Source organism: Aeromonas sp. QDB39 (assembly GCF_027707585.1).
Taxonomy (GTDB): Bacteria; Pseudomonadota; Gammaproteobacteria; order Enterobacterales; family Aeromonadaceae; genus Aeromonas; species Aeromonas hydrophila.
Map to the genome: position 1 here is coordinate 59,300 of NZ_JAPCIV010000022.1, position 15,009 is coordinate 74,308.

General features: G+C 64.1%; 13 protein-coding genes and 2 tRNA genes. 8 read left to right on the top strand and 7 right to left on the bottom strand.

What is annotated here, in order from left to right; all coding sequences use genetic code 11:
- Nucleotides 1–42: 42 nt before the first annotated feature.
- Nucleotides 43–798 carry an SDR family NAD(P)-dependent oxidoreductase gene (locus tag PG899_RS14245; RefSeq protein WP_077095516.1) on the bottom strand — a complete coding sequence of 252 codons (756 nt, stop codon included), beginning with the start codon at nucleotides 796–798 and terminating at the stop codon, nucleotides 43–45.
- A 126-nt stretch (nucleotides 799–924) separates the two neighbouring features.
- On the opposite strand from PG899_RS14245, the gene PG899_RS14250 reads away from it, so the two are divergent.
- From PG899_RS14250 to PG899_RS14260, 3 genes are all read left to right on the top strand, one after another.
- Nucleotides 925–1,878, top strand: a complete 954-nt coding sequence (locus tag PG899_RS14250; RefSeq protein WP_077095515.1) for a LysR family transcriptional regulator — start codon at nucleotides 925–927, stop codon at nucleotides 1,876–1,878.
- A 165-nt stretch (nucleotides 1,879–2,043) separates the two neighbouring features.
- Nucleotides 2,044–2,889: a deoxyribonuclease IV gene (gene nfo / locus PG899_RS14255; protein ID WP_077095525.1), complete on the top strand. Its 846-nt coding sequence runs from the start codon at nucleotides 2,044–2,046 to the stop codon at nucleotides 2,887–2,889.
- A 33-nt stretch (nucleotides 2,890–2,922) separates the two neighbouring features.
- On the top strand, nucleotides 2,923–3,912 hold the full coding sequence (locus PG899_RS14260; protein WP_077095514.1) for a Gfo/Idh/MocA family protein: 990 nt from the start codon (nucleotides 2,923–2,925) through the stop codon (nucleotides 3,910–3,912).
- A 115-nt stretch (nucleotides 3,913–4,027) separates the two neighbouring features.
- Here PG899_RS14260 and PG899_RS14265 read toward each other — a convergent pair whose 3' ends face one another.
- Nucleotides 4,028–4,936, bottom strand: coding sequence for a LysR substrate-binding domain-containing protein (locus tag PG899_RS14265; RefSeq protein WP_077095513.1), 909 nt, complete (start codon nucleotides 4,934–4,936; stop codon nucleotides 4,028–4,030).
- A gap of 99 nt (nucleotides 4,937–5,035) precedes the next feature.
- On the opposite strand from PG899_RS14265, the gene PG899_RS14270 reads away from it, so the two are divergent.
- From PG899_RS14270 to PG899_RS14285, 4 genes are all read left to right on the top strand, one after another.
- A complete protein-coding gene (locus tag PG899_RS14270) occupies nucleotides 5,036–6,019 on the top strand; it encodes a TDT family transporter (RefSeq protein ID WP_043168602.1) in 984 nt (327 codons plus the stop codon).
- A gap of 267 nt (nucleotides 6,020–6,286) precedes the next feature.
- Nucleotides 6,287–7,276 (top strand): lauroyl-Kdo(2)-lipid IV(A) myristoyltransferase, encoded by a 990-nt coding sequence (gene lpxM, locus PG899_RS14275; protein ID WP_077095512.1) that lies wholly within the window; start codon nucleotides 6,287–6,289, stop codon nucleotides 7,274–7,276.
- A gap of 172 nt (nucleotides 7,277–7,448) precedes the next feature.
- Complete coding sequence (locus PG899_RS14280; protein WP_043161760.1) at nucleotides 7,449–8,444, top strand: LpxL/LpxP family acyltransferase; 996 nt, start codon at nucleotides 7,449–7,451, stop codon at nucleotides 8,442–8,444.
- Nucleotides 8,445–8,585: 141 nt separating this feature from the next.
- Nucleotides 8,586–9,446 carry a PA4780 family RIO1-like protein kinase gene (locus PG899_RS14285; RefSeq protein WP_043161761.1) on the top strand — a complete coding sequence of 287 codons (861 nt, stop codon included), beginning with the start codon at nucleotides 8,586–8,588 and terminating at the stop codon, nucleotides 9,444–9,446.
- Nucleotides 9,447–9,498: 52 nt separating this feature from the next.
- On the opposite strand, the gene PG899_RS14290 is transcribed toward PG899_RS14285, so the two are convergent.
- The 3 genes from PG899_RS14290 to PG899_RS14300 form a co-directional block, all read right to left on the bottom strand.
- The gene (locus PG899_RS14290) at nucleotides 9,499–10,032 is read right to left on the bottom strand and encodes a GNAT family N-acetyltransferase (protein ID WP_179101327.1); all 534 of its coding nucleotides are present in this window, start codon (nucleotides 10,030–10,032) and stop codon (nucleotides 9,499–9,501) included.
- Nucleotides 10,032–11,270, bottom strand: coding sequence for a GGDEF domain-containing protein (locus PG899_RS14295; RefSeq protein WP_179101326.1), 1,239 nt, complete (start codon nucleotides 11,268–11,270; stop codon nucleotides 10,032–10,034). Before PG899_RS14295 ends, PG899_RS14290 begins: the two co-directional genes overlap by 1 nt.
- Nucleotides 11,271–11,478: 208 nt before the next feature.
- Nucleotides 11,479–11,973: a prolyl-tRNA synthetase associated domain-containing protein gene (locus PG899_RS14300; RefSeq protein WP_161785090.1), complete on the bottom strand. Its 495-nt coding sequence runs from the start codon at nucleotides 11,971–11,973 to the stop codon at nucleotides 11,479–11,481.
- 211 nt (nucleotides 11,974–12,184) lie between these two features.
- Here PG899_RS14300 and PG899_RS14305 point away from each other — a divergent pair, with 211 nt between their 5' ends.
- Nucleotides 12,185–14,614, top strand: a complete 2,430-nt coding sequence (locus tag PG899_RS14305) for a DNA polymerase II (RefSeq protein ID WP_077095508.1) — start codon at nucleotides 12,185–12,187, stop codon at nucleotides 14,612–14,614.
- 132 nt (nucleotides 14,615–14,746) lie between these two features.
- On the opposite strand, the gene PG899_RS14310 is transcribed toward PG899_RS14305, so the two are convergent.
- Nucleotides 14,747–14,823: transfer RNA gene (locus PG899_RS14310), tRNA-Val, on the bottom strand.
- Nucleotides 14,824–14,860: 37 nt separating this feature from the next.
- Nucleotides 14,861–14,937, bottom strand: a tRNA-Val gene (locus PG899_RS14315).
- Nucleotides 14,938–15,009 lie beyond the last annotated feature (72 nt).

A 15,009-nucleotide genomic window follows, 5' to 3' on the forward strand; every position in this document is an offset into this window, starting at 1 on the left:
GCTGCCCCTGCTGGCTGCGCCGTAGCCTCTGCGGGGACAGGTCTAGAGGAACATGCCGCCCGAGGCTTCGATGCGCTGGGCATTGATCCAGCGGCTGTCAGGGGAGAGCAGGGCGGCAATCACGCCGCCGATGTCTTCCGGCTGGCCCACCCGTCCCAGGGCGGTCTGACTGGCGATGAAGTCGTTGACGACCTGATTGTCCCGCACCACACCCCCGCCAAAGTCGGTTTCGATGGCCCCCGGCGCCACCACGTTGACGGCGATGCCGCGCGGCCCCAGCTCCTTGGCCAGATAGCGGGTCAGCACTTCGACACCCCCCTTCATGGCCGCATAGGCGGCATAACCGGGCAGCGCAAAGCGGGTGAGCCCGCTCGACAGGTTGAGGATGCGCCCGCCATCGTGGATCAACGGCAGCAGCTGTTGCGTCAGAAAGAACACCCCCTTCAGGTGAATGTTGAACAGGGTATCGAACTGCTGTTCGGTGGTCTGTTCTAGGGTCGCGTGAATGCCGATGCCGGCGTTGTTGACCAGAAAATCGATCTGCTGGCGCTGCCATGCGCTCAGCAGCTCGCGCACCTGGTGGGCGAAGCTGGCAAAGCTGCTGCTGTCGGCCACATCGAGGGGCAGAGCGTGGGCCTTGACGCCGAGTGCGGTCGCCTCGGCCACCACGGCCGCCGCGTCATCGGCCTGACTGCGATAGGTGATGATGAGGTCGACGCCGCGAGCGGCGAGGGTCAGCGCCGCCTGTTTGCCAAGGCCGCGGCTGGCGCCGGTGATGAGTGCGATGGGGTGGGCCATGTGGGAACTCCTGTCTGTGGGTAATGCGCTCGGGATGAGCCGGTGTGATCACTCTATTGTCCATTGTTGATTGGATAAATAAGTTGATAATGAATGCACTGTTCCAATTGGCGAGACAATGGCGGCATGGATCAACTGGATGCGATGAGGATGTTTGTGCGGGTGGCGGAGCTGGAGAGCTTTACCCGCAGTGCCGAACAGCTGGGTGTTCCCAAGGCGACGCTTTCGGCGACCATTCGGCGGCTGGAGGAGCAGATGGGCACCCGCTTGCTGCACCGCACCACCCGACGGGTGCAGCTGACCCCGGATGGCAAGCTCTGTTACGCCCGCTGCCAGGATCTGCTGGCGGACATGGAGGAGTTCAACGCGCTGTTTCGCCAGCAGGGGCAGCTGAGCGGCCAGCTGCGGGTGGACATGCCGAGCCGGATGGCCCGCCATCTGGTGATCCCGGCGCTGCCCGCCTGGCTTGCGGCCCACCCCGACCTGCAACTGCTGCTGAGCAGCACGGACCGGCGGGTCGACCTGGTGCGGGAGGGCTTTGACTGCGTGATCCGGGTCGGGGCACTCGAGCCCTCCAGCCTGGTGGCGCGCCCCCTCGGCCACTACCGCCAGATCAACTGTGCCAGTGCTGGTTACCTGGCCCGCCATGGGACACCGCGCAGCCTGAGCGAGCTGACTGATCATCGGCTGGTGCACTACGGCGGTGGCAGCGGGCCCAAGGAGAGTGGTTTCGAGTATCTGCAGGCGGATGGCTCGCGCGCCGTGCTGGCGATGAGCGGGGCGCTCACGGTGAACGACAGCGAATCCTATCTGGCGGCGGCGCTGGCCGGTCTTGGCATCATCCAGCTGCCGCGAGTCGGGGTGGAGCCACTGCTGGCCAGCGGCGAGCTGGTGGCCATCCTGCCAAAGTGGCAGGCGCCGCCGCTGCCCATTCATGCCCTCTATGCCCATCGCCGTCAGCTGGCCCCCCGGGTGCAGGCGTTCATCCAGTGGCTGAGCGGCATTCTGGCATCAGCTCTGGAGCCTGAGGGACTGCGCGATGGCGGGCAGCAAAGCGTCGGGGGCGACGCGGTCGATTGACTCGTTGACGTTTCTCTCATCGGCGGCCGGCATTGCGGGCCTCTCTATGGTTGCCATCGACAATCCCGGTTTGGCGCAAGGAGGGCAGCTTGGGCATAATAGCGCCCCATGTTGGCCGCCCCTTTGCTGCGCGGCCAGACCCAGCAACAGTGCAGAGGAGATAAGATGAAATTTATCGGAGCCCACGTCAGTGCGGCCGGCGGGGTGGAGAATACCATCGCCCGCGCCCAGGCCATCGGCGCCAATGCCTTCGCCCTGTTTACCAAGAACCAGCGCCAGTGGCAGGCGGCACCGCTCTCCGAGACCAGCATCCGCGCCTTCAAGCTGGCCTGCGAGAAGGGCGGCTTTCGCCCCGAGCAGATCCTGCCCCACGACAGCTACCTCATCAATCTGGGTCATCCCGACCCCGACGGCCTCGCCAAGTCCCGTGACGCCTTTCTGGACGAAATGAAGCGCTGCGAACAGCTGGGGCTCTGCTACCTCAATTTTCATCCGGGCAGCCACCTGAAGCAGATCCCGGAGGCGGCCAGCCTCAAGCTGGTGAGTGAATCCATCAACTGGGCGCTGGAGCGCAGCCAGGGGGTGACGGCGGTGATCGAAAATACCGCTGGCCAGGGCACCAACCTCGGCTGGTCGTTCGAGCATCTGGCCACCATCATCGACGGGGTAGAGGACAAGAGTCGGGTCGGCATCTGCTTTGACACCTGCCACGCCTTTGCTGCCGGTTATGACCTGCGCACTGCAGACGCTTGCGCCGCCGTCTTTGCCGAGTTCGAGCAGACGGTGGGCTTCCAGTATCTGAAGGGGATGCATATCAACGGCGCCAAGTGCACCTTCGGCAGCCGGGTCGATCGCCACCACAGTCTGCGCGAGGGGAACCTGGGGGAGGCGGTGTTCCATCACATCATGAATGACCATCGCTTCGACGGCATTCCGCTGATCCTGGAGACCATCGACGAGTCCATCTGGGGCGACGAGATCCGCTGGTTGCGCAGCCTGGCGAAGGCATGATGACTGACTGGCAGACAGCATAAGGAAACAGGGATGCAAGATAGATCAAGCGACCAGCCGCTGCGCTGGGGGATTGCCGGGGCGGGGGCCATTGCTCGCCGTTTTTGTCAGGATGTGAACGGGCACGCCAGTGGCAGCCGGGTGGTGGCGATCGCCGCCCGTGATCAAGCGCGGGCGCAGGCCTTTGCCGACGAGCAGGGGCTGCCCCACGCCCATGGCAGCTATCAGGCGCTGGCGGCCAGCCCCCAGGTGGAGGCGGTCTATGTGGCGGTGATCCACCCGGAGCACGCCGCCCTGATCGAACTCATGCTGCTGGCGGGCAAGCACGTGCTGGTGGAAAAACCGGCGGTGACCCGGGTGGCGGACTGGGATCGGCTGGTGCGGCTCGCCGCCGGGCGGGGCCTGCTGCTGATGGAGGCGATGAAGGTGATGTGCTTCCCCGCCATGCGCGAATTGCTGGGGCGGCTTGCGGCTCTGCCGGCCCCCGACAGGCTGCGGGCCGCCTTTGGTTCGGTGCAGGCGCGGGACGGCAAGCTGTTTGACCCGGCGCTGGCCGGCGGCGCCGCCTGGGATGTGGGGGTCTACCCGCTCTGGCTCTATTCCGCTCTTTGTCACCAGCTCGGGCTGGCGGCGGGTGAGCCCGAGGTCACGCTGTCTCGCCAGGCGGGCGAGGTGGACGAAGCCGCCCGCTTTGATTTTTCCGGCCCGCTCAAGGCCGAACTTGCTGCCTCCATCGTCGCGGATCTCGACAAGTCGGCCTGGCTGTCCGGGCCCGGCTGGGCGCTGGAGCTGGTGGGCAAGTGGTGGAATCCCCAGCAGATAGCGTGGCGTGGTGGCGATCCTCTGCCTGCCTGGCCATACGACATCGCACTGCCGGTCGGGGGCGGCGGCATGCAGCACGAGGCGGATCACTTTGCCGCCTGCGTCAGACAAGGATTGAGCGACTCGCCCTGGGTGCCGCAGGCGCTGAGCAGACAAGTGCTGGGCTGGGTTGAGCGGGGATTGCTGCCCGCGAAACGCTGAGTTACAAGGCTGAATGACAAAGAGGGAGAGCCTGGGCTCTCCCTCTTCTATTGCTGCCGATACTCCGGCGGCAAGGGCAATGCCGGGCAATAGGCTGCCCGATCATCCCATTGGCTCAGGTGCTGCTGGCATCGCTGTGCAACACATCCTCCTGGGCGCGGCAAAATTGCAGAAAGCGGCGTAGGGTGGCGGAGTGATACTTCTGCCGGTGCCAGATGAGGGAGAGCTGACGGGGGAAGCGACGGGTCAGGGGCAGGGCCACCAGACGGCCGGCCTGCAACCGATCCGACACCGCCAGGTGGGAGATGAAGGAGATGCCGAGCCCCTTCTCGACCGCCAGCATCACCGCCTCCAGAGTATTTAGCTCGAGCCCCGTCTGCCAGCGCGGCAGTTCGGGCTGGATCTGCTGCTCGAACTGCTCGCGGCTGCCGGACTGGGGCTCGCGCAGCACCCAGGTCTCATCGCTCAGTTGGGCGAGGGAGAGACGGCTGCGACCGGCGAGGGGGTGAGCGGGCTGGGCCACGATCAGCATCTCGTCGTGGAGCCAGGGCTCGCTGACCAGATCCGGGTGGTGGTTCTCCCCCTCGATCAGCGCCAGATCCAGCTCGAAGTTGGCCAGCAGGTGGCAGAGCTGGTGGGTATTGGTGATGGTGACGCGGGGCGGCTGCCCCAGCTCCTGCTTGCTGGTGGCGAGCAGGGCCGGCAGCAAGTAGTTGCCGATGGTCTGGCTGGCGCCCAGACGCAGCTGGCCGCTCGGTTCGGCATCCGGGCTGAACAGGGTCTCGATGTCCTGCATGCGGGTCAGCAGCTCCTCGGCCGCCGGTTGCAGCAGTCGCCCCTCGTTGTTGAGCTGCAATCTGGGGTGAATGCGATCGAACAGCGGGGTGGCGAGCTGGCGCTCCAGCTCCTGCAACGACTGGGAGACGGCGCCCTTGCTCAGGCACAGTTCATTGGCGGCCAGCCCCAGATTGCCGTAACGGGCTATGGTGGCAAAGACCTTGAGTTGTTGCAGGGTCAGCTTCATGTTTGGATATCCTGAACGATTGATTTAATTCATTTAGATATCTTAAACGATACGGGGCCATTATCCTATGCCCATCGTCTCTCATCAGAGGTTTCAGACATGATCGCAAGAACCCGTCAATCCTTAGGCAAAGCCCCGACTCCCATGGCAGGGCTGGCACTCGGGATCGCCAGTCTCGGTTGGTGCTGGGAAAATGCCGGTCACTTCGATGGCCGTCTGCAGTTGCTGGGGGCAGCCATTGCCGCCGTGCTGCTGGTGATCCTGACCTTCAAGTTTTTGCTGCACCCGCGCCTGCTGTGGCAGGATCTGGCCCACCCCGTGGTCGGCAGCGTGGTGCCCACCTATGCCATGGGTACCATGGTGGTCTCCAAGGCGGTCGGCATGCTGGACGCCGGTCTGGGCGAGGGGCTCTGGCTGTTTGCCGTGCTGCTGCACCTGGCGTTCCTGGCCACTTTCGTCTGGCATCGGGCCAAACAGTTTGAAATCCACCACATGGTGCCGAGCTGGTTCGTGCCGCCGGTGGGGATCATAGTCGCGGACGTCGCCTTCCCGGGCGGCCAGTTTGCGGCGCTGGCCAACGGCCTGCTTTGGTTCGGCATGCTCTGCTACGGCCTGATGCTGCCGCTGATGCTCTATCGCCTCATCTTCAGCCATGAAGTGCCGGATGCCGCCAAGCCGACCATCGCCATCCTGGCGGCCCCCGCCAGCCTGTCACTGGCCGGTTACCTGACCGTGAGCGAGGAACCCTCCTTGCTGCTGGTGGCCGTGCTGCTGGGGATTGCGGTGCTGATGACCGGCATCATCTATCTGGCCTTCATCAAGCTGCTGCGTCTGCCGTTCTCACCGGGCTACGCCGCCTTCACCTTCCCGCTGGTGATCGGCGCCACCGCCCTGTTCAAGGTGAGCCATCTGGTCGAGCAGTGGCCCCAGGCGGCCGAGTATGTCGAGCAGATCCGGCTGCTGGCCCACTTCGAACTGGGCGCCGCCACCTTGATCGTCGGCTATGTGGCCCTGCGCTACCTGATGTTCTTCCTGCCGCTCGACGGCAGCGACGAGGTGGCGCACGGCATGGTTCGTCGCTAAGAAGAAGACGGCGAGAGCCGGGATACGGGGCGTTGATGAGCAACCTTGCATCAGACAGGGGCCATCAACCGGATAATGACCAAGCGCTTCACCCTCGGGTGAAGCGCTTTTTGTACCGGTTCTGGCAGCGAAAGGTGCCATTCATGCCCGTTGGCGCCCCGTTTTTTGCGCCAGCGCCCAGCCTGGGGAGACAATGATGAATTTCACTGGTATTACCTGTCAGGACGAATACAATGCAGCTCCATTTTCTTAGCTTGATCCCCATCCATGTCTTCCCATGATCCCGTGTTTGACACCCGCTTCGAGGCCAGATTCCTGCATCCACGCTATTGGCTGAGCTGGCTGGCGCTTGGCGTACTGATGCTGCTGGCCTTCGTGCCGGTCCGTCTGCGCGACCGTCTCGCCGCCGCCCTGGCACCGCTGGTGTTCCGTATCTCGAAAAAGCAGATCTATATCGCCAGAACCAACCTGGCACTCTGTTTTCCGCAAAAGAGCGAGGCCGAACGCGATGCCATCCTGATGACCTCGATCCGGGTCGGTCTCAAGAGTCTGCTCGGCTTTGGCGAGTTCTCCGTGCGCAGCCCCGCCTATCTGATGAGTCGGATGCAGGTCAGCGGCTGGGAACATATCGAGGCGGAGCAGGCCGTCGGCCGACCGGTGATCCTGGTGGTGCCCCACAGCTGGCCGGTGGATGCGGCTGGTTACTACTTCACCCAGCGCGGGGTGCCCATGTGCACCATGATGAAACGGGCACGCAACCCGGTCTTTGACTGGCACCTCAATCGGGCCCGGGCCCGCAACGGTTGCCGAGTCTATGAGCGCAGTGCCGGCATCAAGGCGGTGATCCGCACCATCAAGGGCGGTCGCAGCTTCTTCTATCTGCCGGATCAGGATCATGGCCGCGAGAAGAGCATCTTTGCCCCCTTCTTCGGTCACCCCAAGGCGACGCTGCCGGCGTTGCCACGGTTGGTGCAGGTGAGCGGCGCCAAGGCGGTACCGCTGCTGGCCTGTTATGACGAGGCCAAGCACTGCTACCGGCTGGAGATCGACGCGCCGTTTGACAACTATCCCACCGAGGATGTGATGGCCGACACCTGCCGGATGAACGACATGGTGCAGCAGCAGCTCTGCCGCGACCCCGGTCAGTACATGTGGTTCCTCAAGATCTTCGATACCCGCGAAGATCAGGTGGGCCTGGATGGTCGCTACGAGGCGGGGATCCAGCGCATCCGCAGTGGCTTGCAGCCGCTACCCTGAGGCGGCACGCCTTTATGTCATATGGCCCTGCGGGGCCATTTTTATTGGCGATGGTGACTCGTCATGAGGGAAGAGCTTCCTTGCCTGCCAGCCCGGTGGCCGGGGGGCGTGGCCGCCAAAGTGGAAAAATTTGTCAGGATAATTAAAATAACCGTTTATTTTCTATGACTTGATGGCGGCCATGTCCTCACACGATCCGGTTTTTGACACCTCATTTCATCCCCGTCTGCTGCATCCGCGCTGGTGGGGCAGCTGGCTGGCGCTTGGTCTGCTCTGTCTGCTGGCGCTGGTGCCCCATGGTCTGCGCGACCGGCTCGCCAACCGTCTGGCGCCCACCCTGCTGCGGATTTCTAAGAAGCAGGCCTACATTGCCGAGACCAACCTCAAGATCTGTTTTCCCGAGCTGGACGAGGCTGGCCGTCAGGCCCTGCTGCTCAAATCGATCCGGGTCGGTCTCAAGACCTTCATGGGCTTTGCCGAACTGACCCTGCGCAGCGCCGCTCATCTGGCCAGCCGGGTCAAGGTGCGTGGCTGGGAGCATATCGAGGCAGAGCGGGCCGCCGGCCGGCCGGTGATCCTGGTGGTGCCCCACACCTGGGCGGTGGACATGATCGGCCGCTACTTCGCCATTCGGGGGCTGACCATGTGCACCATGATGAAGAGCCCGAAGGATCAGGTATTTGACTGGTACATCAACCGCGAGCGGGCCAAGGGCGGCAAGGTATATGAGCGCAGCGTCGGCATCAAACCTGCCATCAAGGCGATCCGCAGCGGCGCCAGCTTCTTCTATCTGCCGGATCAGGATCACGGCCGTGAAGCCAGCATCTTCGTGCCTTTCTTCGGCCATCCCAAGGCGACCCTGCCGGCCCTGCCCAAGCTGGTGAAACTGACCGGCGCCAGGGCGGTGCCCATTCTCGCCTGTTATGACGAGGAGGAGGGCTGCTACCGGCTGGAGATCGAGCCGCCTTTCGACCCCTATCCCGGTGCGGATCTGGTGGCCGATGTCTGTGCCATGAACGGCATGGTGGAGCAGCAGCTGCGCCAGCATCCCGAGCAGTACATGTGGTTTCTCAAGATCTTCGAGACCATGGAGCACCAGCAAGGATCGGATGGGTTCTACGAAGAGGGCATTAAGCGGATCCGTGGCGATCTCCCTCCCGGGGAGTGAGGCCGGCCGACCCGGCGGCGCGGGTTATCGCACCGGGATCATCGCGGTTGCCGGCACGCCGGGTGCCGTCAGGAAACAGGGATAGGCAAGTGGCCCGGGAGGGGCTATCTTCTGATGCGCAAATAGGGTAAAAGGGCGGCCATGAAAATTCCAAATCGAATCCAACCTCTGGTTGATGACGGCCTGGTCGATGACGTCATCAGCCGGCTGATGAGCGGCAAAGAGGCCGACGTCTATGTGGTGCGCTGCGGCGACGAGATCCGCTGCGCCAAAGTCTATAAAGAGGCGTCCAAGCGCAGCTTCAAGCAGGCCGTGGTCTATCAGGAAGGGCGCAAGGTGCGCGGCAGTCGTGATGCCCGTGCCATGGAGAAAGGCTCCAAATACGGTCGCAAGCAGCACGAAGAGGTGTGGCAGAACACCGAAGTGGATGCCCTGTTCAAACTGGCTGCGGCCGGGGTGCGGGTGCCCAGGCCCTATGTCTGCCTCGATGGCGTGCTGCTGATGGAGCTCATCACCGACGAAGAGGGCAATGTTGCCCCCCGCCTCAACGACGTGGCGCTCTCTGCCGAGCAGGCGGTCATCGACCATGGCAAGGTGATCCGTTATGTGGTGCGCATGCTCTGCGCCGGCCTCATCCACGGCGATCTCTCCGAGTTCAACGTGCTGGTGGATGAACAGGGCCCGGTCATCATCGACCTGCCCCAGGTGGTGGACGCCGCCGCCAACAACCAGGCCAGGGCCATGCTGGAGCGCGACGTCAACAACATGCGCAACTACTACGGCATGTATGCCCCCGAGCTGCTCAAGACCCGCTACGCCCGGGAGATGTGGGCCCTGTATGAAGATGGCAAACTGACCCCCGACAGCGAGCTGACCGGCTTGTTCGAGGAGAGCCGCGAGCAGGTGGATCTCGACTCCGTGCTGCACGAGATCGAGAGCGCCCAGGAGGAGGCACTGGCCCGTCAGGCCAGGATGAAGGCCGAAGAGGAAGACAGCTACTGATCTTGCTAGTGGCCGTGGTCAGTGAAAAAAGAGCGCCTTGTGGCGCTCTTTTTTATTGTCTGCCGCTCAGTCCTGGCCCCTTGGCCGGGGCCAGCCGGTAAAACCGGAGCCAGCAGCGATCGCCGGCATGGTAGCGGCGATCCAGCCATTGCCCACCGGCGGCGGCAATGACCTTGAGCGAGGCGGCATTTGCCTCGTCACAGCTGATGAGCACGGGCTCGCTCAGCACATGGCGCTGCAGCCAGCCGAGCAGGGTGCGGGCGACGCCTTCACCCCGGCGGGTGGGACGGGTCTCGTAACCGATGTGGCCAAGCCACTGACAGGTGGCGGAGTTGTCGCCGTGACGCAGGCGCAAGGTGGCGAGGATCTCTTCCCCCTCGAGGGCAAAATAGGTGGTGGTAGATGGGTAGCCCGGCGGCAGATGCAGCCCATCGGCATGGGCGAGCAACTCCTGCAGCCACTGCTCCGGGTCGAATTGCGCCACCTGATAGAGCGGCAACCCGGCGGCGCCACATTCGGCCACGTAGCGGCGGTAGGCGGGGGCGTCGGTCAGCCGAGCGGCCCGGCACTCGATGGGGGGTTGCATCAGGTCTGGGTGGCCAGGGGCCACAGCGGCCTGGGTTCGCTGTGGTGCGGCTCCTGGATGCAGGCACGCTGGCGGCCGGCCTGCTTGGCGGCATAGAGTGCCCGATCCGCGCGTGGATAGGCCTGCTCGAAGCTCTCGCCCTGCTGCAGCGAGGTCAGCCCGATGCTGAGGCTGATGGGGCCGCCGGCCAGCGGCCGGGTGGCATCTGCTACCCGTTGCTGCAGGGTCTGGCAGCAGGCCGGCAGGGTCTGCGATGTCTCCATCACCAGCAGTGCCAGCTCGTCGCCGCCAAGGCGGCCGGCCAGCCCCGCCGGCGGCAGGCTCTCCCGGATCACCCGGCCCACCGCCCGCAACATGGCATCGCCTGCGGGGTGACCGTGGCGGTCGTTGATCTGCTTGAAGTTGTCCAGGTCGATCAGCAGTAACTGCCAGGGGCGGGCACTGCGACAGGCGCGCGCCGCCAGCTGCTGCTCGAAATGGTGGCGGCTGTCCAGCCCGGTCAGGGCATCCAGGTTGGCGCGCCGCTCCAGCTCGCGCTGGGTGGCAAGCAGCGCCTGCTGCTGGCGAGTGTGCACCAGGCTCAGCAAAATGAAGCTGCGGGCGATGGTAAAGAGCAGGCTGAGCAGGATCACCGGGCCGAGCAGGGGATCGGTGAGGCTGGAGGCGGCCGACTCCGGCCACCACTGATGCTTGGCGATCCTGACCAGCTGCAGGGCCAGTTGCAGGGCGAGCAGCAGGATGGCGAAGCGCAGCACCCGGTAGGCGGGTGCCAGTCGCTGATAGCGCCAGAGCTGCCACAGCAGCAGGCATATCTGCAGCGAGATGGCCCCGGAGAGCACCACGATCCGGCTGTGTATGTCATCCGCTGGCAGTTGCGCGGCGGTGACGGCGAACAGCAGGAAGCCGGCGAGGGCGAGGAGCGGGCAGAGCCAGCCGAAACGGTCGGCTTCGCGCCGAAAGAAGTGGCGCAGCCCCCGCTCATAGAGCAGCGGGGTGGCGATGATCAGCAGGTTGGTGAGCAGGATATTGGCAAGGGAGCTATCCCCCGTGAGGGTTCGCAGCAGCAGGCAGCCAAAGGCGGCGGCGATGGCCAGTTCGCTGGCCGACCAGTAGAGCAGGGAGCGCAGCGGTCGCTGGGTATGCCACAGGTAGGCGAAAATGGCCGCGACCCCGATGTGCGACAGGCTGACGAACAGCACCAGACTCAGCAACTGGGCCGAGGAAAACAGACTCTGCATCAAGGGTGTGGGCTCTTCCTGCCGGGAACGGCGCAGCGACCTCAGGGCCGGGTGACTGGGCCGGATCACAGCATGAATTGCGCCGCTGAGCAATGGTTTAAGTGATCCGTGCACGATCGCGGCAACAACCGCCACAAGAGGGCTGCTGACTCGATTAATCAGGGGCGGGGCATGACGCCGGGGCGTTTATGCTTCCCCCCTTCTTGGATCAGTTGCTCACGACCGGCAGCCGCATGACGGTGGCCTCCCGGCCGAGGTGGGCCAGCAGGCGGCGCACGTCGTCGAGGCGGATAAGCAGGGTGGCGGTATTGACCAGCGGGTGGCACTGCACCCGCTCGGCCTGCCAGATCGTTTCATCCACTATCAGTTCCACCGCTTTTTCCCTGTCGCGCACCATGGCGAGCAGGGTGACCGAGCCCGGGGTGAGGCCAAGCACGGATTCCAGCCGCTCGGGCGAGCCAAAGCTCAGCCGCTTGACCCCAAGGGTGCTCGCCAGCGCCTTTAGGTCGACCCGGCTCTCTTCAGGAGTCACCACCAGAAACAGTCGCTCGCTCTTCGGGTCGCGCAAGAAGAGGTTCTTGGTCTTGGCGGCGGGCAGCTTGGGCAGCAGCCGGCTGGCCTCCTCGCAGGTGAATACGGGGGCGTGATCGATGCGCTGATAGGGAATGGCCAGCTGATCCAGCAGAGAGTAAAGCGCCACCATGACCTCCTGATGTCGGGTGAAGAGTGAGTGTTGGATGAATGGCGCGGCGAATAAAGCTGCCACCGGCAGTCGCTGCCAGTCTGGCCGAGCTTACCAGTTTGCGGCGCGGCTCGCAGCCTGGCGTGGTCATTGCGGCTGGGCGTGCCGATTGCAGCAAAGCACTGTATGAACGTACAATGGTTCCATCCCAGCGTTGACCCCAGTAGCCTGCATGACCGAGATCAAGCCTGTTCCTCCCGTTACTCTGCCACTCGATGGCTTTATCCTGACCCGTCACGGGCGGGATGTGCGCGGTCGCAACGGACATGGCGAACGCACCGAGATCGTGATGTGGCTCTGGAGCGCGCAGGGGCCGGTGCGCCTGGTGGTGCCGGGGCAGGAGCCGGTCTTCTTCCTGCCCCAGAGCCATATGGAAGAAGCCGCCGAGCTGTTCAAGGGGGCAGGGGTGAGCGGGCGGTTTCGCCGCCTGCCGATGCACACCTTCGACGGCCGCGCCGTGGTGGGTTGCTACTTTGCCACCTTGAGCGCCTTTCACCGCGCCATCGAGCTGCTGCTCATCCGCGGGCTGGAGCACTTCGAGGCAGATATCCGGCTGCCGGAGCGCTATCTGATGGAGCGTTTCATCACCGCTGGTGTGCGCTTCGAGGGACGCACCCTCAAGAAAGGGGGCAAGCATGGCTACTGGGAGGTGAACGAGGCGCGCTGTGCGCCGCAGGCGGTGACGCCGACCCTCTCCTGGGTGTCGCTGGACGTGGAGTGCGCCATGGACGGGGCGCTCTTCTCGGTGGGGCTCTACAGCGAAGAGGATGCGCGAGTCATCATGATCGGCGTGCCGGAGGCCGATGCCGACAGCTGGGGGACCCAGGTCGAGTGGGTGGCGGACGAGAGCGCCCTGCTGAGTGCGCTGGAGCGCTGGTTTGTGCGGCACGACCCGGATCTGGTGATCGGCTGGAACGTGGTCAACTTCGACTTTCGCCTGCTGCTGCGCCGCGCCGAGCTCAACAAGCGGCGGTTGCGGCTGGGGCGCGGTCACGAGCTCTGCTTCTGGCGCTCATCGCGCAACGACCCCCAGAGCGGCAGCGTCATCATTCCCGGACGCATGGTGCTGGACGGCATCGACACCCTCAAAAGCGCCACCTGGCAGTTCCCGAGCTACAGCCTGGATGCGGTGGCGAGCGAGCTGCTCGGCCGTGGCAAGGATATCGAGGACGTGGCCAACCGGGGGGAGAAGATCACCGAGCTGTTCCACTCCGACAAGGAGGCGCTGGCCCGCTACAACCTGGAAGATTGCCGGCTGGTGTGGGAGATCTTCGATTTCTGCCACCTCATCCCCTTTGCCATCGAGCGTGCCTCCCTCACCGGCCTTGAACTGGACCGGGTTGGGGGCTCGGTGGCGGCATTTACCAACCTCTACCTGCCGCGGCTGCATCGCGGCGGCTACGTGGCCCCCAATTTGCCGGCCGACGGCGGGCTGGCGAGCCCCGGTGGCTATGTGATGGACTCCAAACCCGGCCTCTATCGCCACGTGCTGGTGCTCGATTTCAAGAGCCTCTATCCCAGCATCATCCGCACCTTCTGCATCGACCCCATGGGGCTCATCGAGGGGTTGCAACACCCAGAACACGCCATTGCGGGCTTTCGCGGCGCCATGTTCTCGCGCGAGCGCCACTTCCTGCCGGATCTCATCGCCACCCTGTGGGCGGCGCGGGATCGGGCCAAGGCCGCCAGCAACAAGGCGCTCTCCCAGGCCATCAAGATCATCATGAACTCCTTCTACGGGGTGCTGGGCTCGGGGGGCTGCCGCTTCTATGACCCGCGGCTTGCCTCCTCCATCACCTTGCGCGGTCACGGCATCATGCAGCAGACCCGGGAGTGGATCGAAGGGGAGGGCTTCGAGGTGATCTATGGCGACACCGACTCCACCTTCGTGCACCTGGGGCGGGATGCCAGCCCCGAGCAGGCGGACGAGATTGGCCGGCGGCTGGCGAAGATGATCAACGACAACTGGGCTGCGCTGATCAAGCGCGAGTTCAACCTGCCAAGCTATCTGGAGATCCAGTACGAGACCCACTATCGCCGCTTCCTGATGCCCACCATTCGCGGGCTGGAGAAGGGGAGCAAGAAGCGCTATGCCGGGTTGGTGGCAGGCGATCAGGCAGGTGAAGAGGAGCAGCTGGTGTTCAAGGGGCTCGAATCGGTGCGCACCGACTGGACGCCCCTTGCCAAGGCGTTTCAGACCCGCCTCTATGAAATGGTGTTTCACGACCAGGATCCCAGCGGCTATGTGCGCACCATGGTGGACGAGACCCGGGCCGGCCAGCACGACGAGTTGTTGGTCTATCGCAAGCGGCTGCGCCAAAAACTCGAGGAGTACCAGAAGAACGTGCCACCTCATGTGCGGGCGGCGCGCCTGGCGGACGAGGAGAACCTGCGCCGCGGCCTGCCCCAGCGCTACCAGCACAGGGGCTCCATCGCCTACCTGATGACTCTCAATGGCCCCGAGCCGCTGGAATACCGGCGCAGCGCCATCGACTACGAGCACTACATCGACAAGCAGTTGCGGCCCATTGCCGATGCGATCCTCCCCTTTATCGGCGAGTCGTTCGAGCGGATCTGCGGCCAGCAGCTCGATCTCTTTTAAGCGGTGTGGCGCGGGGAGAGGTTGACCCGCCAGGCATGGTTGAGCATGTGGCGGCTGCCGCCGTGCGGACGTCGGGAGAAGCTGGAAAGGGGAAATGCAAAAAGCCCGCTCGAGGAGCGGGCTTTTCTAATCTGGTGCGTCCTAGTGGATTCGAACCACCGACCCCCACCATGTCAAGGTGATGCTCTAACCAGCTGAGCTAAGGACGCAGGGTGCGCAAGGCGACTTTATCTGATTGCAGGGGAGTGGTGGGTTTAATTGGATTCGAACCAACGACCCCTACCATGTCAAGGTAGTGCTCTAACCAACTGAGCTATAAACCCACATCTGTGTTCAACCGGATTCGAACCAACGACATCGCCTACGCCATGTCAAAGTACTGTTCTAACCAATTG

What these genes read in the sequence shown, in the direction of transcription:
- PG899_RS14245 (WP_077095516.1), bottom strand. Translation starts at nt 798, where the DNA reads ATGGCCCACCCCATCGCACTCATCACCGGCGCCAGCCGCGGCCTTGGC.
- PG899_RS14250 (WP_077095515.1), top strand. Translation starts at nt 925, where the DNA reads ATGGATCAACTGGATGCGATGAGGATGTTTGTGCGGGTGGCGGAGCTG.
- nfo (WP_077095525.1), top strand. Translation starts at nt 2,044, where the DNA reads ATGAAATTTATCGGAGCCCACGTCAGTGCGGCCGGCGGGGTGGAGAAT.
- PG899_RS14260 (WP_077095514.1), top strand. Translation starts at nt 2,923, where the DNA reads ATGCAAGATAGATCAAGCGACCAGCCGCTGCGCTGGGGGATTGCCGGG.
- PG899_RS14265 (WP_077095513.1), bottom strand. Translation starts at nt 4,936, where the DNA reads ATGAAGCTGACCCTGCAACAACTCAAGGTCTTTGCCACCATAGCCCGT.
- PG899_RS14270 (WP_043168602.1), top strand. Translation starts at nt 5,036, where the DNA reads ATGATCGCAAGAACCCGTCAATCCTTAGGCAAAGCCCCGACTCCCATG.
- lpxM (WP_077095512.1), top strand. Translation starts at nt 6,287, where the DNA reads ATGTCTTCCCATGATCCCGTGTTTGACACCCGCTTCGAGGCCAGATTC.
- PG899_RS14280 (WP_043161760.1), top strand. Translation starts at nt 7,449, where the DNA reads ATGGCGGCCATGTCCTCACACGATCCGGTTTTTGACACCTCATTTCAT.
- PG899_RS14285 (WP_043161761.1), top strand. Translation starts at nt 8,586, where the DNA reads ATGAAAATTCCAAATCGAATCCAACCTCTGGTTGATGACGGCCTGGTC.
- PG899_RS14290 (WP_179101327.1), bottom strand. Translation starts at nt 10,032, where the DNA reads ATGCAACCCCCCATCGAGTGCCGGGCCGCTCGGCTGACCGACGCCCCC.
- PG899_RS14295 (WP_179101326.1), bottom strand. Translation starts at nt 11,270, where the DNA reads ATGCAGAGTCTGTTTTCCTCGGCCCAGTTGCTGAGTCTGGTGCTGTTC.
- PG899_RS14300 (WP_161785090.1), bottom strand. Translation starts at nt 11,973, where the DNA reads ATGGTGGCGCTTTACTCTCTGCTGGATCAGCTGGCCATTCCCTATCAG.
- PG899_RS14305 (WP_077095508.1), top strand. Translation starts at nt 12,185, where the DNA reads ATGACCGAGATCAAGCCTGTTCCTCCCGTTACTCTGCCACTCGATGGC.